This window comes from Oceaniferula spumae (assembly GCF_042849255.1).
Taxonomy (GTDB): domain Bacteria; phylum Verrucomicrobiota; class Verrucomicrobiia; order Verrucomicrobiales; family Akkermansiaceae; genus Oceaniferula; species Oceaniferula spumae.
On the sequence record NZ_AP026866.1, the window covers coordinates 4,033,377 to 4,058,964 of the forward strand.

Annotated in this window: 25 protein-coding genes; 8 read left to right on the top strand and 17 right to left on the bottom strand. The window is 53.7% G+C overall.

All coding sequences use genetic code 11. The features are described from left to right. The 3 genes from ACSPJT_RS17185 to ACSPJT_RS17195 are packed head-to-tail and all read right to left on the bottom strand — an operon-like array spanning nucleotide 1 to nucleotide 4,235. Nucleotides 1–2,007 carry an LTA synthase family protein gene (locus ACSPJT_RS17185; RefSeq protein WP_435893789.1) on the bottom strand — a complete coding sequence of 669 codons (2,007 nt, stop codon included), beginning with the start codon at nucleotides 2,005–2,007 and terminating at the stop codon, nucleotides 1–3. Between the two features lie 17 nt (nucleotides 2,008–2,024). Further along, nucleotides 2,025–3,419 carry a lysophospholipid acyltransferase family protein gene (locus tag ACSPJT_RS17190; RefSeq protein ID WP_435893790.1) on the bottom strand — a complete coding sequence of 465 codons (1,395 nt, stop codon included), beginning with the start codon at nucleotides 3,417–3,419 and terminating at the stop codon, nucleotides 2,025–2,027. Between the two features lie 15 nt (nucleotides 3,420–3,434). Next, the gene (locus tag ACSPJT_RS17195; RefSeq protein WP_435893791.1) at nucleotides 3,435–4,235 is read right to left on the bottom strand and encodes an ATP-binding cassette domain-containing protein; all 801 of its coding nucleotides are present in this window, start codon (nucleotides 4,233–4,235) and stop codon (nucleotides 3,435–3,437) included. Nucleotides 4,236–4,396: 161 nt separating this feature from the next. Here ACSPJT_RS17195 and ACSPJT_RS17200 point away from each other — a divergent pair, with 161 nt between their 5' ends. After that, nucleotides 4,397–6,127 (top strand): hypothetical protein, encoded by a 1,731-nt coding sequence (locus ACSPJT_RS17200; protein WP_435893792.1) that lies wholly within the window; start codon nucleotides 4,397–4,399, stop codon nucleotides 6,125–6,127. A 46-nt stretch (nucleotides 6,128–6,173) separates the two neighbouring features. Here ACSPJT_RS17200 and priA read toward each other — a convergent pair whose 3' ends face one another. Then, a complete protein-coding gene (priA, locus tag ACSPJT_RS17205) occupies nucleotides 6,174–8,381 on the bottom strand; it encodes a replication restart helicase PriA (RefSeq protein WP_435893793.1) in 2,208 nt (735 codons plus the stop codon). A gap of 130 nt (nucleotides 8,382–8,511) precedes the next feature. Here priA and ACSPJT_RS17210 point away from each other — a divergent pair, with 130 nt between their 5' ends. Next, entirely contained in the window at nucleotides 8,512–9,018 is a 507-nt protein-coding gene (locus ACSPJT_RS17210) for an RNA polymerase sigma factor (protein ID WP_435893794.1), read from the top strand. Nucleotides 9,019–9,058: 40 nt separating this feature from the next. Beyond that, complete coding sequence (locus ACSPJT_RS17215; protein ID WP_435893795.1) at nucleotides 9,059–11,239, top strand: vWA domain-containing protein; 2,181 nt, start codon at nucleotides 9,059–9,061, stop codon at nucleotides 11,237–11,239. Between the two features lie 95 nt (nucleotides 11,240–11,334). On the opposite strand, the gene ACSPJT_RS17220 is transcribed toward ACSPJT_RS17215, so the two are convergent. Further along, nucleotides 11,335–12,597 (bottom strand): phospholipase D-like domain-containing protein, encoded by a 1,263-nt coding sequence (locus ACSPJT_RS17220; RefSeq protein WP_435893796.1) that lies wholly within the window; start codon nucleotides 12,595–12,597, stop codon nucleotides 11,335–11,337. Nucleotides 12,598–12,678: 81 nt separating this feature from the next. On the opposite strand from ACSPJT_RS17220, the gene ACSPJT_RS17225 reads away from it, so the two are divergent. After that, entirely contained in the window at nucleotides 12,679–14,313 is a 1,635-nt protein-coding gene (locus ACSPJT_RS17225) for a putative Na+/H+ antiporter (protein WP_435893797.1), read from the top strand. An 18-nt stretch (nucleotides 14,314–14,331) separates the two neighbouring features. Further along, nucleotides 14,332–14,925, top strand: a complete 594-nt coding sequence (locus ACSPJT_RS17230; RefSeq protein ID WP_435893798.1) for a riboflavin synthase — start codon at nucleotides 14,332–14,334, stop codon at nucleotides 14,923–14,925. Between the two features lie 63 nt (nucleotides 14,926–14,988). On the opposite strand, the gene ACSPJT_RS17235 is transcribed toward ACSPJT_RS17230, so the two are convergent. The 3 genes from ACSPJT_RS17235 to ACSPJT_RS17245 all read right to left on the bottom strand — a co-directional run bounded on the left by ACSPJT_RS17235 (nucleotide 14,989) and on the right by ACSPJT_RS17245 (nucleotide 17,050). Further along, the gene (locus tag ACSPJT_RS17235; protein WP_435893799.1) at nucleotides 14,989–15,633 is read right to left on the bottom strand and encodes a transposase; all 645 of its coding nucleotides are present in this window, start codon (nucleotides 15,631–15,633) and stop codon (nucleotides 14,989–14,991) included. Nucleotides 15,634–15,705: 72 nt separating this feature from the next. Beyond that, nucleotides 15,706–16,179 (bottom strand): dihydrofolate reductase, encoded by a 474-nt coding sequence (locus ACSPJT_RS17240; protein ID WP_435893800.1) that lies wholly within the window; start codon nucleotides 16,177–16,179, stop codon nucleotides 15,706–15,708. Between the two features lie 61 nt (nucleotides 16,180–16,240). Further along, the gene (locus ACSPJT_RS17245; RefSeq protein WP_435893801.1) at nucleotides 16,241–17,050 is read right to left on the bottom strand and encodes a thymidylate synthase; all 810 of its coding nucleotides are present in this window, start codon (nucleotides 17,048–17,050) and stop codon (nucleotides 16,241–16,243) included. A gap of 187 nt (nucleotides 17,051–17,237) precedes the next feature. On the opposite strand from ACSPJT_RS17245, the gene ACSPJT_RS17250 reads away from it, so the two are divergent. Then, nucleotides 17,238–17,936 carry a PEP-CTERM sorting domain-containing protein gene (locus ACSPJT_RS17250; RefSeq protein ID WP_435893802.1) on the top strand — a complete coding sequence of 233 codons (699 nt, stop codon included), beginning with the start codon at nucleotides 17,238–17,240 and terminating at the stop codon, nucleotides 17,934–17,936. Nucleotides 17,937–18,024: 88 nt separating this feature from the next. Here the strand turns inward: ACSPJT_RS17250 and ACSPJT_RS17255 are convergent, their stop codons facing one another. The 9 genes from ACSPJT_RS17255 to trpA all read right to left on the bottom strand — a co-directional run bounded on the left by ACSPJT_RS17255 (nucleotide 18,025) and on the right by trpA (nucleotide 23,852). Continuing rightward, nucleotides 18,025–18,429 (bottom strand): peptide chain release factor family protein, encoded by a 405-nt coding sequence (locus ACSPJT_RS17255; protein WP_435893803.1) that lies wholly within the window; start codon nucleotides 18,427–18,429, stop codon nucleotides 18,025–18,027. A gap of 39 nt (nucleotides 18,430–18,468) precedes the next feature. Beyond that, entirely contained in the window at nucleotides 18,469–19,239 is a 771-nt protein-coding gene (panB, locus tag ACSPJT_RS17260; RefSeq protein WP_435893804.1) for a 3-methyl-2-oxobutanoate hydroxymethyltransferase, read from the bottom strand. Between the two features lie 21 nt (nucleotides 19,240–19,260). Next, the gene (gene folK / locus ACSPJT_RS17265; RefSeq protein WP_435893805.1) at nucleotides 19,261–19,773 is read right to left on the bottom strand and encodes a 2-amino-4-hydroxy-6-hydroxymethyldihydropteridine diphosphokinase; all 513 of its coding nucleotides are present in this window, start codon (nucleotides 19,771–19,773) and stop codon (nucleotides 19,261–19,263) included. A 26-nt stretch (nucleotides 19,774–19,799) separates the two neighbouring features. Further along, entirely contained in the window at nucleotides 19,800–20,537 is a 738-nt protein-coding gene (gene dapB / locus ACSPJT_RS17270) for a 4-hydroxy-tetrahydrodipicolinate reductase (protein WP_435893806.1), read from the bottom strand. Nucleotides 20,538–20,606: 69 nt separating this feature from the next. Further along, on the bottom strand, nucleotides 20,607–21,059 hold the full coding sequence (locus ACSPJT_RS17275) for a PIN domain-containing protein (protein WP_435893807.1): 453 nt from the start codon (nucleotides 21,057–21,059) through the stop codon (nucleotides 20,607–20,609). A 15-nt stretch (nucleotides 21,060–21,074) separates the two neighbouring features. Beyond that, complete coding sequence (locus ACSPJT_RS17280) at nucleotides 21,075–21,278, bottom strand: type II toxin-antitoxin system VapB family antitoxin (RefSeq protein ID WP_435893808.1); 204 nt, start codon at nucleotides 21,276–21,278, stop codon at nucleotides 21,075–21,077. 51 nt (nucleotides 21,279–21,329) lie between these two features. Then, on the bottom strand, nucleotides 21,330–22,208 hold the full coding sequence (dapA, locus tag ACSPJT_RS17285; protein ID WP_435893809.1) for a 4-hydroxy-tetrahydrodipicolinate synthase: 879 nt from the start codon (nucleotides 22,206–22,208) through the stop codon (nucleotides 21,330–21,332). 22 nt (nucleotides 22,209–22,230) lie between these two features. Continuing rightward, entirely contained in the window at nucleotides 22,231–23,043 is an 813-nt protein-coding gene (dapF, locus tag ACSPJT_RS17290; RefSeq protein WP_435893810.1) for a diaminopimelate epimerase, read from the bottom strand. A 5-nt stretch (nucleotides 23,044–23,048) separates the two neighbouring features. Beyond that, on the bottom strand, nucleotides 23,049–23,852 hold the full coding sequence (gene trpA, locus ACSPJT_RS17295; RefSeq protein WP_435893811.1) for a tryptophan synthase subunit alpha: 804 nt from the start codon (nucleotides 23,850–23,852) through the stop codon (nucleotides 23,049–23,051). A 290-nt stretch (nucleotides 23,853–24,142) separates the two neighbouring features. On the opposite strand from trpA, the gene ACSPJT_RS17300 reads away from it, so the two are divergent. Continuing rightward, the gene (locus tag ACSPJT_RS17300) at nucleotides 24,143–24,805 is read left to right on the top strand and encodes an ABC transporter ATP-binding protein (RefSeq protein ID WP_435893812.1); all 663 of its coding nucleotides are present in this window, start codon (nucleotides 24,143–24,145) and stop codon (nucleotides 24,803–24,805) included. Between the two features lies 1 nt (nucleotide 24,806). Continuing rightward, on the top strand, nucleotides 24,807–25,574 hold the full coding sequence (locus ACSPJT_RS17305; RefSeq protein ID WP_435893813.1) for a hypothetical protein: 768 nt from the start codon (nucleotides 24,807–24,809) through the stop codon (nucleotides 25,572–25,574). Nucleotides 25,575–25,588: the final 14 nt, after the last annotated feature.

A 25,588-nucleotide genomic window follows, 5' to 3' on the forward strand; every position in this document is an offset into this window, starting at 1 on the left:
TTAATCGTCGTCAGGTAGGTCGTTGCCTTTGCGGAGCCGCCACCAGGACAGCCCGTGCATGAGTTTGTAAGTCCTGCGAGCTTTGGTGAGAGCATTGGGTTCGTTGTCGAGTGGTTGACCGTCCAGGGTTCTCAACTGGGCACCGTCGGAGGTGGATACGATGAAATCTTTACCCATCAGCCACAGGCGGGAAATGGCTATATCATCGGGGCGAGTTTCCAGAATGTTCCGGCCGATCGCATGATACTTGTGACCTCGGTCTGCCGCCATTTCGATTAACGTCGCGCCTAGATCGTAGTGGCTGCCACGCAGGCTCTTTCCGTCAATATCCTTGGGCAGAACATCCGGACCATAAAGAACTAACGGAACGATGGCTCGTTCGTAACTTTCCGGTCTGGGGCCGGGGTAAATCCGCCCCCAATGGTCACCAGTGATGGCAAAAAGACATCCAGGCGTTTTTGATGTAATATTTCTCACGAAATGTCCCATCCATTTGTCTGAATACCAATGATGGCCTAACATGTTCACAGTGGCAGTGCCACGTTCGTAAGCAGCCTGGTAGGGGGCTGGAACAGAGGTCAAGGGACAGCCGGCCTTTTTTAAATCCAAATCGTAGGGTGGATGATTAGTCGATGTTAGGACGATGTTGAAGCTGGGTTTTTCAGGGTTAAATTTAGATTCGATATAGGAAAAAAGATGTTCATCGGTGACTCCCCATTCATTGATGCCCTCTCCAGGCCCCATCTCAGCTCCCATGTGGGTGAACTCAAACCCTTGCTCATGACAGAAGGTTTCAATCCGCTGCCAGCTTCCATATCCAGCATACCAAAAATGAGTCTCGTAACCGAGCTGCTTCATCTGCATCGCCAAGGCCGTGGCATAGGCAGGATCTAACGGGGACGACCGCTCGTTGGTGATCACACCTGCGTCAGCCATGCCACTGATGATTGTGGCTAACGAGGTCATTGTGCTGCGTGATCCGGGAAGAAACTGCTCGATGTAAACCCCTTCTTTCCCCAGCTTCTTAAGCTCGTTTGAAATATTCCACTCCGAATGCTTTGGCAGCATGGTCCAGCCGTCGTAGCTTTCCATCACTAACAGGAAGATGTGATTGGGCTTCTTGCCGCGATGCCCTTCAGCACTTCTGAGGAAGGCATCATCAAGGTGGTGGATATCTTGTCTACCACTGAAATCCTTGCATGCATCAAGGATGTTGCCTTTTTTCAGGTAGCGCTCCAGCCCATCACCGCGCATCAATTCTCGATGGGATTTTATGGCATAAGCCAGAGACGTGATAGGATTAATCACACAGCGATTGAGCACACTATCCATCGTGCGTGCGGCATCTTTTTTCTGCATCGGTCTGCTGCCGACGGATCCTCGGATACCTACTGCTAACAGAACCAGAAGTAGCAAGGTGACACCGACCTTTGAGAGGAAGTGTGAAGGCGCTTTCGGCGCGGCAAGAATGGGGAAGGGGGCTTTGATCCAACGGCGGCCGATATAGATAAGAACGAATCCGATGATGATCATCACAATGGAACCGAGGATGACAGGGTATGATTTCCAGACGGTCATGACGATCGCTCCAAAGTCATCGTAAACCACACCTAACAAATGAGCATCGAACTGATTATGATACTGCTTAAAGTAGCCAAGGGTAATCGTGGTGATCAGCACCCAGCTGATGGTAAAGAAATAGGTGCTGATAGCTCTGAGTGCCGAGATGACCTTGTTCATCGGAATCAAGATCCCTAGGCAAGCTGCTAGAAAACTAGGTAGGGTGAACACCGTGGCCACCGGCATATCAAAACGAAAGCCTACAAAAAATGCGGTAGCAAATGTTGTAAACCCAGTTTCGTCAGCCAGGCTGAACCGATTCAACCAAATCAACAGGGCTCGTGCTACAAAAAGAAGAAAGGCGACCCACAGCCAGAGCTTGGCATCGCGCGCAAGATGATGGACGAATGCATTCCATCCTTTACGAGGTAATACAGGAGCTGTCATGGGGGGAAGATGCTGATTTAATCGGCCTCAGCGTTGATGCCGAGGCTTTCCAAGAATCCTGCCAGATTTCGTTTTTCCGGATCTTTGAATGTAATCGCTGTGCTACGGGAATAGTGTGCACCGCTCATGGCAAATACCGGTTTGACTTCAGAGAGCTTCAGAATGTTTTCGCCGGATGCGTCCTGCGTGAAATCGATCGCGCAGTCGAGTGGTGTGGTCATCTCACGATTGTAGTTGAGAATTTTGTGCGCTACGATGTGTGGAGGCTCGCTGGGATCCATCGTGATGTGATGAACCGCATCAGGGGAGACGATGGATTCACCCGCGACGGTGATTTCGATGTCGTCACGGTAGTTTTTCAGTCGGTGAATCTGTTCAAGGATTTCATCGGATTCCTCAGATTCTGTTCCTGTGAAAACGAGGACCTTGAAGGGTTTGGTGGCAGGCGCCAGACGACTGGCATTTTTCTTTTTCAGAACGCCATCGATCTTGAGTGGGCGTTTGGTTCCCACTTTCCAGTAGCCGTGCATCCAAAGCACGTCGGCAGGACTGATGCTCATCATGCGCTCGAACGCTTGAGCACACAGGCTGGTAGTGAGTGCCGCATTGGTTTTTTCGTCATCTGAAATTTCAATCGCCGGATGCACCACGACTCGCCACCGACCATGTGAAACAGTTTCCATCGACACTGGAATGATAGGTGCACCGGTGCGCCGGTGAAGTAGAGAGGGCAGGTTGGTCATTGATGCTCGTTTGCCGAAAAAAGGAACCGACATGCCAGATGATCCTGCATTCTGGTCAGAGAAAGCACCCAAGGTTCCACCTTCCTTGAGATGGGCGATGGGGGTGAAAAAGCCATCGGCTCGACTGAACAGTTTGGTGCCTGTCTTTTGGCGTCGGCGTTTGACAAGTTTGTCTAACAATGGATTACCCAATGGCCGATAGAGCCCTCCGAATGGGAGCAGTCCCTCGACTATCAAGTGCATCTGCACCAATATTTCCCAGCTTCCCATGTGGGCTAACAGAAGGATGAATCCCGTGTCAGGTGTGCGGGCAGCTTCGAGGTTTTCGGTGCCGACGATTTCCATGCGCTTGTGGAGATCGTCAGGTTTCATCGTATTCGCCCGGATGGCTGAAAGGAAATTAGCACCCGATCGCCAGAAAACTTTTCGGCACAGAGAATGGATCTCATTTCGACTGAGTTGTTCACCGTAGGCGATGCGCAAGTTCCGAATCACCATTTTTCGGCGACTGGGAAGCAGGTAGCTGCCGAGTGTTCCTATGCCTCCGCCAATCACGCAGACCAGCTCCATCGGAATAGGCTTCAACAGCCGCTCGAAACCTCGGTAAATACCGTAGGAAATATAGTTTCCCAGTGTGGCTTGGCGCGCGTTGTCGTTAGACTCACTCATGAACGAGGAGAGAGGTTAGGCACTCTGCTGGATGTGAGGAATCGCGTGGAGGAGTTTCTGAGTATACTCGTGCTCGGGGTGGTTGAACACCTGCTCGGCTTCACCATATTCTACGATTTTTCCTTTATACATGACCGCAATGTTATCGGCCAAGTAGCGCACCACTGAGAGATCGTGAGAGATGAAAATCATGGTTAGTCCCAAGTCTCGGCGAAGTTCTAGCAGAAGGTTGAGGATTTGCGACTGGATGGAAACGTCGAGCGCACTCACTGGCTCGTCCGCAATCACCAGTTTTGGCTCCGGTGCCAGCGCACGGGCGATGGCGATGCGTTGGCGCTGTCCGCCGGAGAACTCGTGCGGGTATTTTTTCATGAACCGCTGGTCGAGACCGACCCGCTCCATCAACGCCGCGATCTTTTCATCCATGGCAGCCCCTTTGAGGCCAGGGTGACGTTGGTTGATCGCTTCTGCTAGAGTCGTGTAAACCGTCATGCGCGGGTTCAGCGATGCGTAGGGGTCCTGAAAAATCATCTGAAAATCCAAACGGCGTTTTCTCACCTCAGACTGGGGCAGAACCGACAGGTTTTGATTTTCCAGCACGACGGCACCGTCCGTGGCCGGAATCAGCTGCATGATAGTGCGTGAGAGAGTGGATTTGCCACAGCCGGATTCGCCCACCAGTCCGAGGATTTCACCTTGGTTGATGCTCAGAGTCACGCCGTCGACAGCTCTGACGACATCGGTCACTTTTCTGATCACCGCGCCCTTACGCACGGGGAAGTGGGTTTTGACGTCTTGTAGTTCCAAAAAGGCCATAAGAAGTTCTAAACTCCAAAACCCAAAAACCAAATACCAATTTGCTAAAAACCAACCGTTTTGAGTCTCAGAGCGACCCGACTACATGTGGTGCTGACCAAAGATGACTAGGGGGCTTAAATATTTGAATCCTCAGCAGATTGAGTATATTTGTCCCAACAATGAAGATAACCATCATGACCGCTTGTGTGTTCACGGGTGCACAGCTTGCAGGAATTGCGACGGCACAGGTGACTGCGCCAAAGACTAAGTCTCTCAACGTTATAGCCGAGAAATCCCATGGAAAGTGGTCCAATCCCCTTCGCAACCAGATTCTATCCACCCAGCGCACTAAAATCCTGGAGCAGCTTAAAGCTGCCGGAGTTTCCATCGATCCTAAATTACAAGCATGGGTCGATAGCGACGAAACTGCCCGAGCAGCTGTCTACGGCGCGATCTACCCTGCGAATCCCCACGTTCTCAAAAACCTCAATACCCTCTACTCAGAGTTGGGGGAGAAAATGTTTCATCAATACGAGCAATTCTGCTTGGGCACATCCGTCGCCCGCCGGGAGATTGGTGTGGGGAGAGTGAACGAACTGTCGGCACTTTCCAAGACCGTCGCGATCGCAAAAACATACCTTAAAGAGGGCAAAGATCCGTCAGTGGAATTTGCCCGCGAGGTTTCGGACGCGCCGAAATCGATGACCGAGCAGGCGAAAAAATTAGGTGACTACCTCGAAGAAAAAGGGATTACCGCCCAGCAGGCATGGGATAGCGAGGAGCACGCGGCTGCCCTTGCCAAATTACTCAATGTCAGCGATGCAGGGCACGGAAAAGGTCGAGCCAACGGCCTCGAAGAGGTGATGCGCGACTACATCACCGCCAAGAAAGTTCGGCCCGTGCACCGCACTCCTAGGATGTCCATCGCCGAGTTTCTTAGACACTTGGATAAAATACAAAATACGGATCGCTCCGAGCTTAGTCTGTCCGAAGACCAGCCGTGGCCTCTTTTTCCGCTCACTAAGACGCCATGGCCGCTGCTCATGCCACTAGCCATCAGCATGCCCAAGGACGAGGCAGATTACATCTGGGAGAAATACAATGGGAAACACGGTGACAAACGTCTGCACACCTACGGCCCCTACACCAAAGGACGCCCCAGAGGCGATATCGGTAAAGAGATGACCCCCTCGGCCTGGCACTGGAAGTCCTATCCCAGCAAGATAGACACTGGTGGTGTCTGTGGAACTATGTCATTCATATCACGTTGCGCGCAAACCGCACTTGGCGTGCCCGTCTCGTCTGGTGGTCAACCTGGGCACGGATGCCCTATCCGTTATGCCTACGACTCCAAATCCGGCTACTCTGCCGCGATCGAACAGAGCGCGACTGCCGGACCTGAAAACTCCTACTTTTACTGGCATTTCGACATGCCTGCGCACCGCACTAAATTTGGCGGCACAAAGAAAAAAACCTACGCGGAATATCAATTTGGTCTCACCCAGGGAATGAATGTCGGATTGGAAAGTTACATGGACACCCACATTGCGAATCACCTTTTCCTATCCCTTGATAAAGCAGATCAGACAAAATACGGCAGAAGCCTGCTACTCTCCAGTTTGAAAGGAAACCCGTTCAACGCCGAGGCGTGGTATAATCTGGCTTCTTCCTGCCAAACTCAAGAACAGCTCGATCAAATCATCAAAATCTGCTCCAGCCTGATCGCCGGTAACAACGAAATCAAGTATGACAAACCTGACATTGTTCCTGCGGACACCGATCTGAGCGACCGAAAAGAAGGCCGTAAAGCTCTGAAGAAACTGGATGGTGCCCAGAAAAACAGCGCGTTCTTCCGCCACATCGTGCTCAAGCACATGCAGGAAATTGGTAGCAAATCGATCAAGCAATAGTCAGTAAATCGCAACGTAGCGAAACTGCCCGACCAGATCAAAGCGATTAAAACCCCATCGCGTCCATGTCAAAAACCACGGTGACATCCTCCGGCGCGGGGGTTTGATCGAGCACGGCTCTGACGTGACGCGAAAGTCCTCGGGCGGAGCTGCCGAGGATCATCATTTGGAAACGATACTGGCCGTGGGCTTTGGTCAGGGGCGAGGGCAGGGCATCGCCTAGTTTCATCCCCGCTGGAAGATCAGTGGCGAGACGTTTGTGCAGGTTCTGCAGAGTGAATTCGGCGCGTCGCTCGTGGCCTGAGCGGGTGCCTAACACAGCGCAGTGAGTGTAGGGCGGATAGCCGAATTGTTCTCTGAAATCGAGTTCCTGCTCCGCGTAGCCGGGGAAATCGTGGTGGCGCGCGTATTGAATAGACGGCGAGTGCGGCGTGTAAGTTTGCACGATGACTTCGCCTTCCATCTCACCCCGACCAGCCCTACCCGCCACCTGCGTGAGCAGCTGGAAGGTACGTTCTCCGGCGCGGAAATCCGGCACGTGCAGGCCGAGGTCCGCGTTGAGAACTCCCACCAATGTGACGTTGGGGAAATGCAGCCCTTTGGCAATCATCTGGGTGCCGATGATGATGTCGATCTTGCGCTGATGAAAGGCGCGGAGCGTGTCTTTGAGGGCGTTTTTGCGCCTCATGCTATCGGCATCGATGCGCGCCAGCCGTGCCAGCGGAAAGACCTTTTTCAGAATGCCCTCCACCTGCTCGGTGCCGTAGCCTTGGAAACGGATTCCCGGGTCGCCGCACTCGGGGCACTTCTTGGGGGTGATCGCTTGGTGACCGCAGATGTGACAAATGAGCCGCTCTTCTTGTCGGTGATAGGTCAGCGGCAGGGCGCAGTGACGGCACTCGCAGACATGGCCGCAGCTGCCGCATTGCAGTGAGCGTGCAAAGCCACGCCGATTGAGAAACAGGATGACCTGCTCACCCTCGGCGAGTTTTTTTTCCATGTGGCCGCGCAGGGGATCAGAGAGGATGTTAGGCGCGCCCTTGTGTTTGCGACCCTCCACCCGCATATCGATCACCCGGATGATAGGCAGCGATTTGTCATCGGCTCGTTCTTCGAGAGTCAGCAGTTTGTATTTCCCAGTCTGGGTATTGTGAAATGATTCCAGAGAAGGTGTTGCCGACCCTAACAGGACGGCACATTTTTCCAGATGCCCGCGCAGCACCGCGAGATCGCGACCATGGTAACGGGGGGAGGTTTCCTGCTTGTAGGAGTTTTCATGTTCCTCATCGACGATGATGATGCCGATGTTTGTTAGGGGCGCGAAAATAGCACTGCGGGCGCCAATGACCACCCGAGCTTTGCCCGAGCGGATCCGGTGCCACTCATCGAATCGCTCACCTTGGGAAAGATGGGAGTGCAGCACCGCCACTTGATCCTGAATGGAGGCGAAGCGTGATTTGAAACGTTGCACCGTCTGCGGTGTCAGGGAAATTTCCGGCAGCAGGACGAGCACGCTTTTTCCGGAGTCGATGCAATGCTGCGCCGCCTGTAGGTAAACCTCCGTCTTGCCTGAGCCGGTGACGCCATGGAGCAGTAGCGGTTTTTCAGGTTCGCTGATCTGCTGCAGCACTTCCTTCATCGCCACCTCCTGGCCGGGGTTGAGCTTGAGCGGTTTGTCTTCGAGGAATTCCTCACCTTCATCAGGATCCCGACGCACGGCCTCCTCGATGACTTTGACGTAGTTGTTTTTAGCCAGTGATTTGACCGAGGCGGCTACCGAGCCACCACCGAGATCAGCTAGTGCCATTTGGCCGCCGGCGGCGTCTAACAATGCTAGGATGAGATGCTGGCGTGGGGCGCGTTTGCCGAGTTTTTCCAGTGTCTCATCGTCCGGTTTTTGATCGATGCAGACCAGCTTGCGTGTCTTCTCAGAGTGACTTTCCTGTCGCACCGCCTCCGGCAGCAACGAGCGCATCACCTGCTCCATGGGGGCGACGTAGTAGTCGGCGATCCATTTGCCCAGCTCCATGAGCTTCGGCGTGATCAGCGGTTCAGGATCGATCAGGGCGTCGATTTCGCGGAGCGTGAACTTCGTCGGCATCGTCTCGGTGATGTCGAGGATGGTGCCGGTGGAGGATTTGTTGCGCAGTGGCACTTTCACCCGGCACCCGGTCACCGCGTCCATTCCCTCGGGAATGGCGTAGTCGAAGACAAGCTCGGAGGGGCCGTCGATCAGGACACGGGCAGCAGGCACGGACTTTTTTTAAGCGCCAATGCGCCAAGGCCAAATACCAAACTGCAATTTCTTTGAAAAAAGATGTCACCTTTCCTCGCCGCCGCGCCAATAGGGGGTGAAGATGATGAAAGCTTTAGAAAAACAACCCATGACTGAGACAGCCGACCGCAAGTCCTTCGCCATTCTGGCCAAGGAACACCACCGTAGCCTCCTCGCCTACGCCACAGCCCTAACCAAGGAGAGCCACACGTCGCGAGACATCGTGCAGGACGCCTTTGTGGTGGCCTGGAGAAATTTGGAAACCTTTGATGTCACCCGTGACTTTGGCTCGTGGATGCGCGGCATTGTGCGGAACAAGTGGCGCGAGTCGCTACGCAAGAACTCCCGGCAAATCAGCCTCGATGAGGAAACCTTGGAATGCCTCGAAGCCGACGCCAAGCAATGGGACGGTCTGCGCGACCAAGGTGGAGTCTTCTCCAAACTGGAAGGCTGCCTGAAGAAGCTCCCCGACACACTCGCCGAGGCGGTGAAGGCTTTCTACTACGATGAAAAAAGCGGCGAAGAAGCGGCTCGATCGCTCGCTGTGGAAAACGCCACCTTGAGGAAACGACTCGAGCGCGCCCGCTCCGGACTCCGCGAATGCCTCCAGCACTAACAAATACCCCCATTTTAAAATTTAAATACCCACTACCATCATGAAAAAAGAAGATAACATGATCGACGCCTTACTCAACGAACACGCCCGACACGGCGCAGGTGACGACACAGAATTTCTAGCAGATCTCGAAAAACGTCTCGATGAAGAACAATCGGTGACCGAGATGACAGCAGCTCGCAGCGCCAACAAAGGGCGCGGTCCAGCTATCGGAATCGGCATCGCCGCCGCTCTAACCGTGGCTGCCGTTGGCTACTACGGCTGGAAAAGCGACCGTGATCAAGATCTCGCGTTGAACGATAGCTACCAACCCGAAGCCCAACTTGCGGAAGCGGAGAAGAAATCTGCACCGAGCGTTAGATCCCGTGAAGCAGGTGAGCTTAAGCTCGGAGTTGATACCAAATCACAGGAATTCAGACCTGCTGAGGCGGATGACGTTGCCCAAAATCGCTACGCAAACCCAAGCAAGGATACAGAAAAGCGTGAGAAGTCACTGCCAGCAGATCCTATGCCTGCTGCCGAAGCGCCGCTCCGCCAGAATATGCCAACTCCCAAAGCCACTCCGATGCCTACGAAGCCTAGCGTTGTTCCCGAAGGAGGGAAGCCGACTGGAGGTATTGTCCCTGCAGAACCAAGTATGCCTTTCACTTTAGACCGTAGTGGTGGGGCTGGAGACGTTGCAGGAAGCAGAGCAGGTAAGAAGAAATCCATAAGAGATGGGCAGAATGGTTTAATCGAAGAAGATCGCGGGGGAGACCCCAGGGTGGGACGAAGTGTCCACGCTTCTGGTAACCGCTACGGCCAGCTCGTTGACAACGTGTTTCTATCCCCATTCAAGGCTCCACTCTCCACGTTCTCCGTGGACGTTGATACCGCATCCTACACCAATATGCGCCGGATGATCCAGAACGGTCAGGCGATTCCCAAGGACGCTGTTAGGATCGAGGAAATGATCAACTACTTCAGCTACACCTACCCGCAGCCTGAGGGGGATCACCCGTTCTCGGTGAATGTGGAAACGGCATCGTGCCCATGGAATCCCGAGCACCGTCTGGTGAAGGTCGGTTTGCAAGGTAAGGACATTGTTAGAGAGAAGCGTCCGGCTGCGAACCTCGTGTTCCTGCTCGATGTCTCTGGTTCGATGAATGCCCAGGACAAACTGCCTCTGCTAGTCGACTCCATGAAGATCCTGCTCAAGGAACTCAATGGCGATGACTCAGTCACCATCGTAGTATACGCAGGGGCTCAAGGCCTTGCTCTGCCTCCCACTTACGTTGATGAAAACGGTCGAAAGACGATTCTGGATAAACTCAACAACTTCCGCTCCGGAGGCTCCACCAACGGGGGCGCAGGGATCACCCTGGCCTACAAGATGGCGAAGAAACACTTTGTCAAAGGCGGCGTCAATCGCGTGATTCTCGGCACTGACGGTGACTTTAATGTCGGACTAACCGATCGTTCGGCGCTGGTATCCATGGTCGAGCGCGAGGCAAAAAGCGGAGTCTATCTCTCCGTGTTAGGTTTCGGACAAGGCAACTTAAACGATGCCATGTTAGAAGACATCACTAACAAGGGGAATGGCAACTACTCCTACATCGATTCTCTACGCGAAGGTCGCAAAGTCTTCCTCGATGACATGATGGGCAACATGGTCACCATCGCCAAGGACGTGAAAATCCAGGTCGAGTTCAACCCGGCGAAAGTGAAAAGCTACCGCCTGATCGGCTACGCTAACAGAATGCTCAAGGCAGAGGATTTCAAAAACAAACTGATCGATGCCGGCGAGATCGGTGCTGGTCACCGAGTCACAGCGCTCTATGAGATCGTGCCAGGCAATGCTACGGAACAAGCACCTGTGATTGATGATCTGAAGTATCAGAAACGCAAAATCGCCGAACCAAAACCAGCCGACCGCGAAGTGGTCGACAGCCCCGAGATGCTGACCGTGAAACTAGCTTACAAAGGCCCCGAGGCCACCAAGGAAACCGAGAGCACCTACTTCGAAACCCCGGTCACCGATAGCGGCAAGGCATGGAAGGACGCCAGCGACGACTTCAAATTTGCCTCCGGCGTAGGACTCTTCGGAATGCTCCAGCGTGGCAGCGAGTTTGCCGGAAAGGGAAATTACCAACTCGTCCGCGAACTCGCCGAGCAAGGACGCGGCAAGGATGAAAAAGGCCACCGCACCGAGTTCTCGGATTTGGTTAGAAAAGTAAAGTAGGGCAACTTTGTGAGTTGTCGGCTGGCTTGGTGAGTGCGTCTTACTAAGCCTGTTTACTCCTGAGGTTGCCGACAAGTTGGAAACTCGTCCTACTATCAAAACCTCCGGATCAAAAAACACCCCAGCTTGGCAAACAATAAACGCCACCACGGCCTGATGCCTTCCCAATCGCGTGTGACACGCTCGGAGAGCATCAGGTCGTTTTGCCATTGGCGGTCGAGTTCTTCCGCCACCGAGTCATCGAAGACCACCAGTCCACACTCGCGGTTCATCAGCACTGAGAGGATATCAAAGTTAGATGAGCCAATGACGGCGATATGATCGTCAACCACCATCGTCTTGGCATGCAGCACAGGACCCAAGTATTCTCTAACTTTTACACCCCACTTTAGCATCTGCGGATAAAGTCCCTCGCGGACCCAATCGATCACGGTGACATCGGAGTCACGAGGGAGAAGCAGATTAACCTCAATACCCCGTTTGGCGGCATCACGGAGCGATGTTCGCAGGAGCTTGGGCGGCGCGAAATACGGCATCGTCATCTTGATCGACTTTTCTGCTCGCGCGAGATTCACCGAGAACATTTTGTGGATCTCCTTGCTGTTACGGAGGCCTTGGCTTCCCACCACGACGCAGCGGCAGCAGCCACTTTCATCTAGCCCCTCGGAGTGTGCGGTTTGTTCAGCATCTGTTAAAGGTTTGGGATCCGGGCGGTGGAAGATTTTCTCTTTGGTGCAGTATTCCCAAGAGTCCATGAACAGCTTATTGAAATCGTGTGCGGCAGGTCCGATCACCCGGCAGTGGGTGTCTCTCCAGCAAGCATCGCTGGTGAATTCCCCCGCCCATGGATCGGCCAGATTGAGACCTCCGGTGAAGGCGGTGGCTCCATCGACGATCAGGTTTTTCCGGTGGTTCCTGCCGAAGATGCCACTGCGCTTCCGCCAGAATGCCACCGGCCGGTATTCCACCACGGTCACACCGGCGCTGCGCATGTCGGCCCATTGCATGTTGTCGGTTTCCAGTGAGCCGATCGAGTCGTAGATCACTCGCACGGGGATACCCTCGCGAGCTTTGGCGCTCAGCGCATCGGCGAAGCGTCTGCCGATGTGATCTGAGAAAAACATATACATTTCCAGATGCACGTAATGCTTCGCCTCCTTGATGGCATCCAGCATGGCGGCGAATGCGCGGTCGCCTTCGAAGTAGACATCGACCTTGTTGCCGTCGCTGGTGCCACCGGTTTGGCCTCCGGAAATTTCACGGGCGATGCGTGCCTTCCACGCGTTCAATTTCGCCGAAACCCGCTGTTTGACTCGGGATTTAACGCCGCTTGTCTGTTGTTTCCATTTGTTGGGCATCTGTCATCTTTATAAGCGAAAAAAACAGGATGACCAGTAAGCCTTGCCAAGAATGCCTGAGATGCTATTTCCTCTCCCCGTATGAGACTGAAGCTACTTCCTTTGATTTTGTTCCTGATCACCTTCGCGATGCCCGCGGTGCATGCTGCGGCCGACCCTGGTGCCAAGCCTGAATTCCTCCAGCGCATGGAGGAGTTCCCAGCCGAGGAAACCGCCTCTGAGATGTCCGGCATCTGGGAAAAAATCAGCTACCGCGCCTCAGAACAGCCGTTTCTTGTGGTGGCGAGTATCATTTTCCTGCTCGCCATTATCCATACCTTCTTCGCGGTTCCGCTGACGAAGTACTCCCACAAGCTGCAGCATGAGCACGATTCCATGATTCGCAAACAAAAGGAAGCAGCAGGGGAGTCTGCCAAAGCCGATGATATGGTCAGCTTTAAGGCGACGTTTTTCCATTTCCTCGGAGAGATCGAAGCGATCTTCGGAATCTGGGTGTTAGTTCTCATCGCCGCCATCATCGGCTTCTACGATGTCGAGACCGTGAAGAGCTACATCACCACGGTGAACTTCACCGAGCCGATGTTCGTGGTCATCATCATGGCGCTCGCTTCCACGCGCCCAGTGCTGCGTTTTGCCGAGAGTTGCCTCAGTTTCTTTGCCAAATGGGGTAAGGAAACGCCTTCCGCATGGTGGCTTTCCATTCTCATTGTCGCGCCGATCCTCGGTTCATTCATCACCGAGCCAGGTGCCATGACCATCGCTGCGATGTTGCTGGCGAAGAAGTTCTACAAGCTGAAGCCAAGTGCCAAGCTCGCCTACGGCACCCTCGGACTGCTGTTCGTTAATATTTCTGTCGGTGGCGTGCTGACGAACTTCGCAGCGCCACCAGTGCTGATGGTTGCCCAGAAATGGGGCCTGACCACACCGGAGATGTTCCTGCACTTTGGTGAAAAAGCGATCGCCGGTATCCTCCTGTCCACCGCTCTCTATTACGTTGTCTTCCGCAAGGAACTGGTCAGTCTGGCCGCTAAACTGGATGACCATGACGGCGATGGCAAAGGCGATTTGCAAGATGAACGCAGCCGCTCGATTCCGCTCTGGATCACTGTCACTCACCTGTTTTTCATGGCTTGGACCGTGTTCTTCGCCCACACGCCGGCTTTGTTCGTCGGTGGATTCCTCTTCTTCCTGGCCTTCCGTCAGGGCACGGCACATCACCAGTTCAATATGCAGCTCAAGGGGCCTATTCTGGTGGGCTTCTTCCTCGCAGGACTTGTTATTCACGGAGGTCTGCAAGGCTGGTGGTTGGGGCCTATCATCACCAGCTTGGAGAAATTGCCGCTCTTTGTCGGTTCTGTAGTGCTGACATCATTCAATGATAACGCCGCGATTACCTTCCTCGCTAGCCAAGTTAGCGGACTAAGTGCGGACCTTAAATATGCTGTGCTCGCTGGTGCGGTATGTGGTGGTGGTCTCACCGTCATTGCCAATGCTCCCAACCCAGCTGGTCAGGCACTACTGAGTCGCTTCTTCGGCGATGGCGTTTCCCCCGGCAAATTGCTCATGGGTGCGTTCATCCCGACCGTGATTGTATCGATAGTGATGCTGCTATTCCCAGATCCGACAGTGAACGACATTTTCGATGAAGAAAAACCGGCTGTCGAAAAAGTGGAAGATGAACCGCAACGCGGCTTGGTCAGCCCGGAAGCTGAATAATCATTCACTACTAACAGAGTGTTCACCGGACTGATAGAAGCCACTGGCAAAGTGCTCTCGCTCGAATCGCGAGGTGAGCAGGCACGGCTGGTGCTCGAACTTCCCTTCGCCTCCGAGCTGGAAGACGGCGAGTCCGTAGCCATCAACGGCTGCTGTCTCACCGTGGTGGAATCAGACGCGACGTCAGCCAGCTTTGACATTCTCCGGCAGACGCTGACCGTCACGTCCCTCGGTGGTCTGGAGGAAGGCTCGTTGGTAAATCTGGAACGCGCTATGCTGGCGGGCGGTCGCTTCGGCGGCCACTTCGTGCAAGGCCACGTCGATGCCACCGGCGAAATTCTCGATCTCTCACCGCACGGAAACGATCACCGCTTGGAAATCGCCCTGCCTCCGGAAATCCACCGCTTGTGCATCGACAAAGGCTCACTCGCCATCGACGGCATCTCCCTGACCATCGCCGAGCTCACTGAAAGCAGCGCCGTGTTCTGGATCATCCCCCACACCTTGCAGGAAACCCACCTCCAGCAGGCGAAAGTAGGTCAGAAGGTCAACCTTGAAGCCGACGTCATCGCGAAGCACGTGGCGAAGTTGGTGGGTAGGACAGCTTTGTAAGCTGTCGGCTAGCCAAGGATTAATCAAGCCAAGCAGAATGTGTTCACCAAGTTTGCCGACAGCTTACAAAGCTGTCCTACTCTGGTGATAATGAAACTCACTCTCACGCAGGTTCTTGGGGTTGTTTTTTATGTATGCCTGAATGCGTTTTAACTGCGCCTCGTTCCGCACAATGTGATCGTAGGATTCCGGCTGCCAGAGTTTGCCTTCTCGTTGCATATGCTCATTGATTTTTCGTGAACTGAAACGTTTCCATGAGTGGAGTAGCTCACTGAGTTTCCAGCCATCCTGAGGTTTCACTACCAAATACACGTGGTTCGGCATGATGATGAAATCTCCCAGGGTATATCGTTCGGCGTCGAAAAACAGCAGGGTGTCAGCGACGATTTTGGAGTTAGCCGGATCGCGCAGCGCACATTCTCCGTGGCATGCATCTAGCAAGTCATGGTATCCTTTCCAGAAGGTTTCGTTGTAGATTTTCCGTTGCTCTGGAGAGAGCTGTGACAAGATTTCTTGGAGAGGAAGGTCAACATCAAGGTTACGACTGCGTAACCAACGCATACGCTCTTCATTCCACTCGTCAAATTTCCCTTTAGGCATGGAATCCGCCAATCGGAAGGTGATGAAGTAAGTGCAATCATTCTGCTCCCAGTGGGGCAGCTTCCGCTTGGATTTCTGAAGTTCTTCCGATGGCTCGAAGTCTTTCATCGTAAGACAGCTTTGTAAGCTGTCGACTACCCTAGCCAATTCCCAAGTTTGCCGACAGCTTAAAAAGCTGTCCTACCTTCGATATCTCCGCAGCTCAAAGGTCTCGTATTTTTCCTCCACTTCCATGTGGGGGAACTGATCTTCGAACTTGGGCAGTTTGGTGTCGCCCGGATGGTTCTCGTAGACGTGGGAGACTAACATTTCATCGATCTGATCGAGGAACAGGGCGTAAACTTGGGCACCGCCGATGATGTAGACCTCTTGGTCCATGAGTTCGAGATTCTCCAGATCGGAAGGCGAGTGAATTACTTCGGCTCCTTCTGCTGACCAATGTTGATCTCTTGTTAGGACGATGTTCTGTCGTTTTGGCAGAGGTTTGCCAATCGAGTCCCATGTCTTGCGACCCATCACAATCGGATGTCCGGTGGTGTATTTTTTGAAGACCTTGAGATCCTCTGGTAAATGCCAAGGCAGGCCACCGTCTTTGCCGATGATTCGCTCCGGAGTCATGGCGACCATGGCGATGAGTTTGATGTTTTGAGACATGAGTGGCGATTGGTGCTTGGCTTGATGTTTCCTTGGGTTGCCGACAGCTTGCAAAGCTGTCCTACACACTTACCGCAGCCTTGATGTGTGGATCGGGATTGTAGTCGCGTAGTTCGAAGTCTTCGAAGGTGAAGGCGTAGATGTCATTGACTTCTGGGTTGACCCACATGGTGGGGAGGTCTTTGGGCGTGCGTTCTAACTGGAGCTTCGCCTGATCGAGGTGGTTCTGATAGAGGTGCAGGTCGCCGAAGGTGTGCACGAAGTCGCGGGCCTCGTAGCCGCAGACTTGCGCTACCATCATGGTGAGCAGGGCGTAGGAGGCGATGTTGAAAGGGACGCCTAAAAAGAGATCGGCGCTGCGCTGGTAGAGCTGGCAGGAGAGGCCGGGTTTTTCACTGCCGATGTCGTGCACGTAGAACTGGAACAGCATGTGGCAGGGGGGGAGGGCCATCTTGTCGACCTTGCCGACGTTCCATGCCGAGACCAGGTGGCGGCGGGAGTGGGGATTGTTTTTCAGACCATCAATGAGGCGCTCGATCTGATCGATCACCTCGCCATCGTCACCTTCCCAGGCACGCCATTGCTGGCCATATACCGGGCCGAGTTCGCCATTTTCGTCCGCCCATTCGTCCCAGATGCGGACGCCGTTTTCCTTGAGATAGGCGATGTTGGTATCGCCTTTGAGGAACCAGAGGAGCTCGTGAATGATGGAGCGAAGATGGAGCTTCTTGGTGGTCAGGCAGGGGAATCCTTCGCGCAGATCGTAGCGAGCTTGCCGACCGAAAACGGAGAGAGTTCCGGTTCCGGTGCGATCGGTGCGCGATTCACCGTTTTCGAGCACATCGGTGAGGAGATCGTGATACTGCTGCATGGGGTTTAGAGTGCAGATACCAGACTCAAGAATCAAGACTGATTCGTCATCGGAGAGGAAGAGGCACGTGTTTGATGCTTGACCACCAAAGGGGCGGCTGATGATATGTGCACCAGACCAATGTATTTCGCTATTTCTTCGCACCTTGTGAGGTAGCCAGCAGGAATACAATCACGATCAATCACTGATGAAACCAAAAACATTACCATCACTTCTCGCCGCTGCTGTCATCGGCATCGGAACGAGCCAAGGCGCTGTGTTAGTCAATTGGGATTTTAGTGGCTTGGACTGGCGCAGCTCTGGAAGCACCGGACTAGTTACGAACGATCTCGCTCCCAATCCTATCCTACTTGCGGCATCATCGAATGCCTTGGCTGGACTCAGCTCGACCGATTTGACTCCGTCTGCGAGTTTGAGAGTCGTTGTCAATAATACAACCGCTGCTGGCGAAGCTGACATCCGCGATTTCGACTTCAGTGGCGATGGGACTAACGACAACTATGTGGAATTTACTTTAACCGCTGATGTCGCTGGCACGTTGAATGTCGACAGTATCTCAGTCTCCCAATGGCGCAACGGTGCTGGTGCTGCAGACGGCATGGCGTTTGATGTCAGTGTTAATGGGGGAGTTTTCTCGCTATACGATGCAGTCCAAGTCGATGCAAACTCTGGTAGTGGACCCTCTTTTGATACCTTCACGTTCAATGAGGCTATTGTTGGTGCGGACACGGTGGCGATCCGCTTCACACCACGTGCAGTGAATGAGGGATCGACTGGAAACATCCACGTCAACAATATCCAAGTGAACGGAAGTGTTCCTGAGCCTAGTTCGCTGGCGCTGATTGGCTTGGGTGGCTTTGCGCTTCTGCTTCGTCGGCGCGCTTGAGCGTTTGACGCTATCTCACTGAGATTTTTAATTTCGCCGACTAGGTTACTGCCTGGTCGGCGTTTTCTTATCATTTTGCCACGACATGTCAGTCATTGCGACTGGGTGGCTTGCGGAGGTTTTTCTTATTGGCGTGCTTGGTTTTGTCATCGAGCATGCGGTTCTTGGCTCGGCGCGAGCGGCGGCGTTTTTGGCGGCGGATTTTTTCCTGCGCTTGTTTTCTGGCGGACTTTCTGCCGTCGCGTTTTTCCTCAAGGCGTTCGCAGAGTTCGCGTCGGGCGATGTAGCGGTTGAGTTCGCGCGACCGCTGCTGCTGGCATTTCACCTCGATGCCGGTTGGCTCGTGTTTGAGGTAAACGCAGGAGGCTGTCTTGTTGATTTTCTGACCGCCGCTGCCGCTGCCCTGAATGAATTTTTCCGTCAGGGTCTCCTCGGTGATGCCGAGTCCGACCATGCGGGCTTCAAGGGCTGCGATTTTTTCAGGGGAGGGCAATGAATGAACGAATGGAGGATTTAGAAATGAGGAGTGGGGTTAAATCGAGTTGATGTATCCTCGCACGGCTCGGGAAATTTCGCCAGCGACATCCGCTCTTTGGGTGGCGAAGGGGGGAACGAACCATGGGTAGGAGCCAACGACATCGGTGATGACGGCGACTTCGCCATCGCAGGTTTGTTCCTGATCCTTACCCTTGCAGCCGATTCCGATGGTTGGGATTTCGAGGGTGTGGGTGATTTTTTTCGCGAGTTCCGGAACAACGCTTTCTAACACAATGGCGAAACAACCAGCTTCCTGCAGAGCGAGTGCGCCTTCGAGGATGGCGTCTGACTCCTTGGCGGTTTTGCCTTTTTTCTTATAGCCGCCTTCTTCTAGCACTCGTTGTGGCAGCATGCCGTGATGGCCGATGACTGGGATGCCTGCTGCTACGATGGCGCGGACTTTGTCGACTTGATTGATGCCACCTTCAAGTTTCACCACGTCTGCTCCAGCCTCTACCAGCTGGCGGGCTGAGGCCACGGCTTGTTCGGGCGTGTCATAGCTGTGAATGGGCATGTCACCGATGATCAGTGAGTTCTTAACACCACGTGCCACGGCGGCGGTGTGATGCACCATCATGTCCAAGGTGACGTGGGTGGTATCGGGAAATCCTAACATCACCATGCCAAGCGAATCTCCTACGAGGATGACGTCCACTCCGGCTTCGTCTAACAATCGACCAGTGGGGTAGTCATAGGCCGTGAGCATGGAGATGGGGCGCTGACTTTTCAGCGCGCGGATGGCATCGGCTTTTTGCACGGAGTTCACGGTGATGTTGGTCGAGGATGATTACCAGTCTGACTGAACCAGCGACAGTGGTGGCTCATCTGAGTCAAGGTGGTGGAGGTGCTCTGCAATGGTCGCTTTGTCACCGGGTAGGATGAGCTGTGGGCGGATGTCAGCGAGTGGCTGCAGCACGAATCGTCTGGAGGTCATTTCCGGATGGGGCACGTTGAGGATGGTGTCCTTGATGGTCTCGTTTCCGAAATAGAGGATGTCGACGTCAATGATGCGCGGAGCATTTTCCTGATAGACGATGCCTCGGCCGAGGTGAAACTCGATGCCTTGGGTGTATTCTAGCAGTTGATAGGGGGTTCCAATGTAATCGATCTCCAGAACGGTGTTAAAGAAATCTGGCGACTCCGGCGGACAATTGACAGGCTCGGACTGATAGACAGGAGCCTGCGTGTAGTTTGCATCGTTCTCCGGCATGAGCTTGAGCAGCATGTCTCTGGCCACTTGAAGGTGGGTCAGTCGGTTTCCGAGATTGGAACCGAGGGCTATGCCTACGCGGTTGGCCATTTTGTTCAGAGGTCAGGGATCGGGACTTACTGCAGTCCGAGGACGTCTTGCATGTCGTAGAGACCAGCAGGTTGGTCCTGGAGCCAGACAGCGGCGCGGACGGCACCAGAGGCGAAGGTCATACGGCTGGACGCCTTGTGGGTGAGTTCGACGCGTTCGCCATCGGCGGCAAACATGACGGTGTGATCGCCTACGACATCACCGCCGCGGAGGGTGTGCATGCCGATTTCCTGACTAGGGCGGGCGCCGATGTTGCCGACACGACCGTGGGCGACATCGTCTTCGTAGCTGGTGTTAGTTTCCTCGTTGAGGATTTCTAACAACCTGCGAGCGGTGCCGGATGGTGCGTCGATCTTATGGCGGTGGTGCATTTCCGTGACTTCGATATCAAAGCGGTCATTGCCGAGAATCTGCGCGGCTTTGCGTGTGAGGTAGAAGAGGGTGTTGACGCCGACAGAGAAGTTCGGGGCGAAGACGATGGGTAATTTCTTGGAAGCCTCGACAATGCGGGCGCGTTCCTCATCGGTGTGGCCAGTGGTTCCGATTACCAAGGCGGTGTTAGAGGCGAGGGCGGCATCGAGGACTTCGCTGGTGAAGTGGTGCACGGTAAAGTCGATGGCGGCATCGACATCTGCAAATGCGGCAGCGAGATCGTCTCCGGCATCGTGCGTGCTGGTGACTTCGGTATCCGGGTTTTCATTTCCTGCTTCGACGAGTGTCTGGCCCATGCGGCCGCTGCGTCCTGTGATGAGAAGTTTGGTCATTGGAGTGTTGTTGTTAGGAAGTTGGGATTGGGAAATAGAGTAGAGTGTGGCTCTGGGGAGCCGCGCTGATTAGTTAGGATTGTAGCGTCCACCGTAGCCTGGTTCGTAGAGGGAGAATCCTAGGATCTTGGCCATCATTGGGAAATGTTTATCGATGCTGTAGACGCGGTAATCGTAGCGACATGCGATGGTGGCGATGATGGTGTTATTCCACGGCGCTGTCACGCCCGCATCTCGGAGTTTCCATCCGGTCTCCATCGCTTCCCGCCAGATCTTGTGATCACTGGTGCGGTAGGGGAGGATCTCAAAGTAGCTTTTCAGGCGCTCGCGTTCATACGCGCGCGAGCCGCCGAGGACTTCAAGTTCAACCGGGCCGCAGAGCAGAGCTAGAAATTCATCGAGCAAACCTTTTACCGCTGCTTTCACTTCGATGCTGCCGTTTTTCCGAGTGGCTTCGATCCAGCAGCTGGAGTCAACCAGCACCATGGGATTGAGCGGATCACGAGCTTGGATCGGTGGCATGGCGACTAACGGGAATTAACGGTCCAAGGCTTCGATTTCCTCAGGAGTGGATGGGTAGTCGAAGGCGCCATCCATCATCAAGTTTCCAAAATCCTTCGCCATCCGTCTGCGCACGAATTCCTTCACGGCCTTGCTTACGGCAGGGCTTTTCTTGGACTCGCCAGTCATTGCCTGCACGTGTTCCAAGGTGGTTTCATCAATCTCGATGGTGATTCTCATGGGTTTAATATGAGTCGGAATGATGAAAATCCAACCTTTGAATGATGCAGTCTAGAGAAGGCCAAAGTCTGTCAGGCACTGGCGAAGAGTGCCTTCGTTCTCAGTGCTGAGATTGACCAATGGCAGGCGTAGTTCGTTGGTGCAATGTCCTTGCAGGGCAACGGCGGTCTTGATTGGAACCGGATTGGTGTCGAGCGACATGAGAGTTTTGAAAAGCGGCTCGTATTTCGCCTGAATCGCCTCGGCATCGGCCACGCGACCCTCGCTCATAGCGCGGACCAGGCCAGCCATGACATCGGGGATCAGGTTGGTGGCCACGGAAACAAGTCCCACAGCACCACGCTTCATGAACTCGATGGTCAACGGGTCGTCGCCTGAGAGGAGTTGGAAATCATCAGGCAGCGCTGCCTTGATCTGGGTGATACGCTCGGGATCACCGCCGGCTTCTTTGTTGGCGATAATCGTCGGGCAATCGGCGGCGAGTCGCTTGATCGTGTCGACTTCGATTTCGATCACCGAGCGTCCGGGGATACTATATAACATCATCGGCAGGTCGGTGCACTCGGCGATGGCCTTGTAATGCTGGTAGAGACCTTCTTGGGATGGCTTGTTGTAATATGGGCAGACTTGAAGCGTGGCGTCTGCTCCCATGGCGGCGGCTTTGGTTGTGAGCTCGATGGCTTCAGCGGTAGCATTGGCTCCAGTGCCAGCGATGACTTTGACGCGGCCTGCTGCGAACTCGATTGCCAGCTCGATCACGCGGAGGTGTTCCTTGCGGCCGAGGGTGGGGGATTCGCCGGTGGTGCCGCATGGCACGATGCCGTCGACGCCGGCGGCTACTTGGCGGTCAATCAGTGCGCGGAAAGCATCGGTATCGATCTTGCCGTCGCGGAATGGGGTAATTAGTGCGGTGTGGGTTCCTTGGAACATAAAAATTTATTTGTTTAAAAAGTTAGATGGTAATTTCGCCTTCGAAGACGAAGTCGGCTGGGCCGGTGAGGGTGACGCCGGAGAATGGCTTGTCTGACTCGGGGATGAATCCGATTTCGAGAGTCTCGCCTCCCTTGACGTCGACGGAGACTGGCGAGCCTGCGTTGTTGAGTAAATGATGGATAAGCGCGCATGCTGTCATGCCGGTGCCACAGGCGAGTGTTTCACCTTCAACTCCGCGCTCGTAGGTACGGATGGCGATGTGCTGATCGTTGATCACTTTGGTGAAATTGACATTGGTCCCCGCTGGAGCGAAATGCTCATGGTAGCGCAGGGCGGCACCGTATTTCACCACGTCGAGATTTTCGAGATCATCCACAAAGACCACGACGTGAGGCACGCCAGTGTTGATCACATGCACATCGGCATCGAGACCTTCGACTTTGACATCGGTGTGCAGTGCGAGATCGAATGGCTCGGACATGGCAATGCAGACATTGTCGTCGATGATCTGGGCGCTGAGTGTTCCGGCGATGGTTTCGAAGGTCACCAGTGAGGAGCCCTCTCCCATGAGGCCGGCTGTGTATCTTCCAAAGCAGCGCGCTCCATTGCCACACATTTCCGCCTCGCCGCCATCGGCATTATAATAGCGGAATTTGAAATCAGCCCCCTTTTCGGCGGGTTCGACAGCTAACAGCCCATCGGCTCCGACGCCGCGTTGGCGATCGCAGAGTTTGGCGATCTGATCCTTGCTGAGGTTCTGGTCGAGCTTACGGTTGTCCACAACTACGAAGTCGTTGCCGGCGCCGTTCATTTTATGAAAGTGCAGTTGCATGGTGATTATTGATTTTTGGTCGCTTGGATGAGGGGGCTGGTGAAGTCGCTGATGATCTGCGGCAGATTGGCATCGCCTGCGTTTTCCGCAACTTGATTCACGATGGCGGAACCGACCACTACGCCGTCGCAGGCAGAGGCCACGAGAGCAGCTTGTTCTGGTGTATTGATGCCGAAGCCGACGCAGACGGGGGTGTCGGTGTGTTGTTTGATATCGGAAACGAGTGCGCCGATGCTGGTAGAGGGCGCGGCCTGGGCTCCAGTCACGCCCATGCGTGAGAGCGCGTAGATAAAGCCTTCAGATTGTTCCGCAAGCATCTTCATGCGGGCGGGAGGAGTCGAAGGTGAGATCAGAGTGATGTGCTTCAGTCCCTCTGAGGCGGTCAGTTCCTTGTTATTGGAAACCTCGTCCGGAGGGAGGTCCAGAAGTAGGATGCCATCGGCACCGGCTGCTGCGGCATCGATATGAAATTTTTCATATCCGTAGGCGTAAACCGGATTTAAATAGGTGAACAAAACGAGTGGCGTATCGTGGCTGGATCGGAAATCGAGAATGAGTTGCATCAGTTTATTCACCGACATTCCAGCCTTCAAGGCACGCTCAGCTGCGAGCTGGTTTACGATGCCGTCTGCCTGGGGGTCTGAGAATGGAACCCCTAGTTCGATGATGTCTGCTCCGGCATCGGCGAGGGAACGGATGACGTTCAGGGATGAATCATAACTAGGGTCGCCAGCACAGACGTAGGCAACGAATGCGGCTTCATCATTCGTCTTCAGGCGTTGAAAGGTTGCGTCGATGCGATTGCTCATAGTTCTGGTGCAGGGGCGAGATAGTCTGCTTTTGGAAAAAAGGAAACCCTGAAAACCTTCGCATGGGCAACAAATCTTCGGTGGCTCATATTTGATAGCCCGGATTACAAAAACTCCTCGGACTGGATCGGGAGAGGGGTTAGAAAATGGCGGGATGCAACAGGTTTAAAATTTTCTCAAATTGCATGTATTTAAGAGATCTTAAATATTTAACATTACTGACTGTCTTTTTTACTTGCTAATAAGTTTAAAAAAACATACAAGCTTGCCTAGTTTCATAGCAACCTTACATGCAATCAAACGTTAAACATCCCAAAATCGAGCTAACAAGTGACCTGAGCATAGGCTACAGGGATCGGTTAGCGTCCTCTGACGGAGTTATTGAATTGGGTAGTGGAACGCACTATCTGTTAGCCCGTAACGGTCGTGGTAAGACCACTTTACTGCGTACTCTGGCTGGTGTGCTTAAGCCGTTAGATGGTGGTTATGTGTGTGAGGGACGATGCCAATTGCTGAGCGAGGACCTGGCTTTTGATAGAGAGTTGCCAGCTAAAGTTATTTTTAAAAGTATGCTTCCCAAGGACGGCTGCCGTGAGGCGTTGGCCTTGGCTGAGAAGCTTGAACTGGATCTGCGGAAGCCATACGGAAAATTATCCACGGGTAATAAACGTAAAGTGGCTCTGCTCGTGGCTGAATTTTCCGTCAAGGAAGGCCGTTCCGATATTCTTCTTCTAGATGAGCCATTCACTGGCCTTGATGCCTTTGCTCGCGAAATTTTCCAAGATTTGTGGGCTCGTCGGTCGGAGGGAGTTCTTCGTCTGGTCAGCTGTCACCCTGATTTCGACAGCATGGAGATGGAAAGCTCCGTCCTTATTAGTAACGGGGAAATCAAGCACCTCCGCGGTGGCGACGTTCCCAAGCAGTGGGGTGATCTCAAAAATCAACTGAATTAATATGCAACTGTTTCGTTTAACCTTAGCTACCATTTTCCAGCGTAAAGTCTGGATTGTGGCCGTATTGAGCGTTTTGGTGCTGCCTCTCGTTCTGCCTTACCTGACGCCCTATGAGAGTAACCCAACATTGATCGAGCCAGCGCGCGCGCAGACGGCTTGGGGCGTGTTGTGGGTTGTTTCTGTCATTTGGGTGCTGTTCCAAGCCTCGCGCTTCGGCGATGAATCTGCCCGCTCCGGACTGGGTGCGTATTTCTTAAGCACGGGAATGTCACGTGTTAGCCAGATGTTACAGATGTGGGCCGCCTGCATGTGTTTCTTGCTGCCACTGGTCGCTATCACTGTAGGAGTATGTCTTCTGGGTGCTATGCCTGGTGATAAAAACCAAGTCAGTATGTGGGTCGCTACGAACATGCAATACGCTGCGCTGTTCTTGCTTGTGATTGCGCCATTGGCGATGCTGGCCGTCTCCATTGGTAGCCGTTTCGGCAGTACTATTGGTTACGTCGTGCCGATGTGCCTGAGCGTCTATGGATTGTTCGGCGTTGGCTACCTCGCGATGATGACAACTGTGCAGGACAATATTTTCCTCGATTGGATTTATGTCCTATCACCGCACTACCACTTGGCAGATCTAACACCACGCTTGGTATTTAAGCAGGGAAGTATGTTAGGTGCCGATTTCCTGAAGCTGGTGGGTTATTTTGTGGGGCTTAAATTAGTATTATCAATGATTTCGACACTCTGTTTCCAAGCGAAACCCGCGACATAGATATTCTAAAACCA

What these genes read in the sequence shown, in the direction of transcription:
- ACSPJT_RS17185 (WP_435893789.1), bottom strand. Translation starts at nt 2,007, where the DNA reads ATGACAGCTCCTGTATTACCTCGTAAAGGATGGAATGCATTCGTCCAT.
- ACSPJT_RS17190 (WP_435893790.1), bottom strand. Translation starts at nt 3,419, where the DNA reads ATGAGTGAGTCTAACGACAACGCGCGCCAAGCCACACTGGGAAACTAT.
- ACSPJT_RS17195 (WP_435893791.1), bottom strand. Translation starts at nt 4,235, where the DNA reads ATGGCCTTTTTGGAACTACAAGACGTCAAAACCCACTTCCCCGTGCGT.
- ACSPJT_RS17200 (WP_435893792.1), top strand. Translation starts at nt 4,397, where the DNA reads ATGAAGATAACCATCATGACCGCTTGTGTGTTCACGGGTGCACAGCTT.
- ACSPJT_RS17210 (WP_435893794.1), top strand. Translation starts at nt 8,512, where the DNA reads ATGACTGAGACAGCCGACCGCAAGTCCTTCGCCATTCTGGCCAAGGAA.
- ACSPJT_RS17215 (WP_435893795.1), top strand. Translation starts at nt 9,059, where the DNA reads ATGAAAAAAGAAGATAACATGATCGACGCCTTACTCAACGAACACGCC.
- ACSPJT_RS17220 (WP_435893796.1), bottom strand. Translation starts at nt 12,597, where the DNA reads ATGCCCAACAAATGGAAACAACAGACAAGCGGCGTTAAATCCCGAGTC.
- ACSPJT_RS17225 (WP_435893797.1), top strand. Translation starts at nt 12,679, where the DNA reads ATGAGACTGAAGCTACTTCCTTTGATTTTGTTCCTGATCACCTTCGCG.
- ACSPJT_RS17235 (WP_435893799.1), bottom strand. Translation starts at nt 15,633, where the DNA reads ATGAAAGACTTCGAGCCATCGGAAGAACTTCAGAAATCCAAGCGGAAG.
- ACSPJT_RS17240 (WP_435893800.1), bottom strand. Translation starts at nt 16,179, where the DNA reads ATGTCTCAAAACATCAAACTCATCGCCATGGTCGCCATGACTCCGGAG.
- ACSPJT_RS17245 (WP_435893801.1), bottom strand. Translation starts at nt 17,050, where the DNA reads ATGCAGCAGTATCACGATCTCCTCACCGATGTGCTCGAAAACGGTGAA.
- ACSPJT_RS17250 (WP_435893802.1), top strand. Translation starts at nt 17,238, where the DNA reads ATGAAACCAAAAACATTACCATCACTTCTCGCCGCTGCTGTCATCGGC.
- folK (WP_435893805.1), bottom strand. Translation starts at nt 19,773, where the DNA reads ATGGCCAACCGCGTAGGCATAGCCCTCGGTTCCAATCTCGGAAACCGA.
- dapB (WP_435893806.1), bottom strand. Translation starts at nt 20,537, where the DNA reads ATGACCAAACTTCTCATCACAGGACGCAGCGGCCGCATGGGCCAGACA.
- ACSPJT_RS17275 (WP_435893807.1), bottom strand. Translation starts at nt 21,059, where the DNA reads ATGCCACCGATCCAAGCTCGTGATCCGCTCAATCCCATGGTGCTGGTT.
- ACSPJT_RS17280 (WP_435893808.1), bottom strand. Translation starts at nt 21,278, where the DNA reads ATGAGAATCACCATCGAGATTGATGAAACCACCTTGGAACACGTGCAG.
- dapA (WP_435893809.1), bottom strand. Translation starts at nt 22,208, where the DNA reads ATGTTCCAAGGAACCCACACCGCACTAATTACCCCATTCCGCGACGGC.
- dapF (WP_435893810.1), bottom strand. Translation starts at nt 23,043, where the DNA reads ATGCAACTGCACTTTCATAAAATGAACGGCGCCGGCAACGACTTCGTA.
- trpA (WP_435893811.1), bottom strand. Translation starts at nt 23,852, where the DNA reads ATGAGCAATCGCATCGACGCAACCTTTCAACGCCTGAAGACGAATGAT.
- ACSPJT_RS17300 (WP_435893812.1), top strand. Translation starts at nt 24,143, where the DNA reads ATGCAATCAAACGTTAAACATCCCAAAATCGAGCTAACAAGTGACCTG.
- ACSPJT_RS17305 (WP_435893813.1), top strand. Translation starts at nt 24,807, where the DNA reads ATGCAACTGTTTCGTTTAACCTTAGCTACCATTTTCCAGCGTAAAGTC.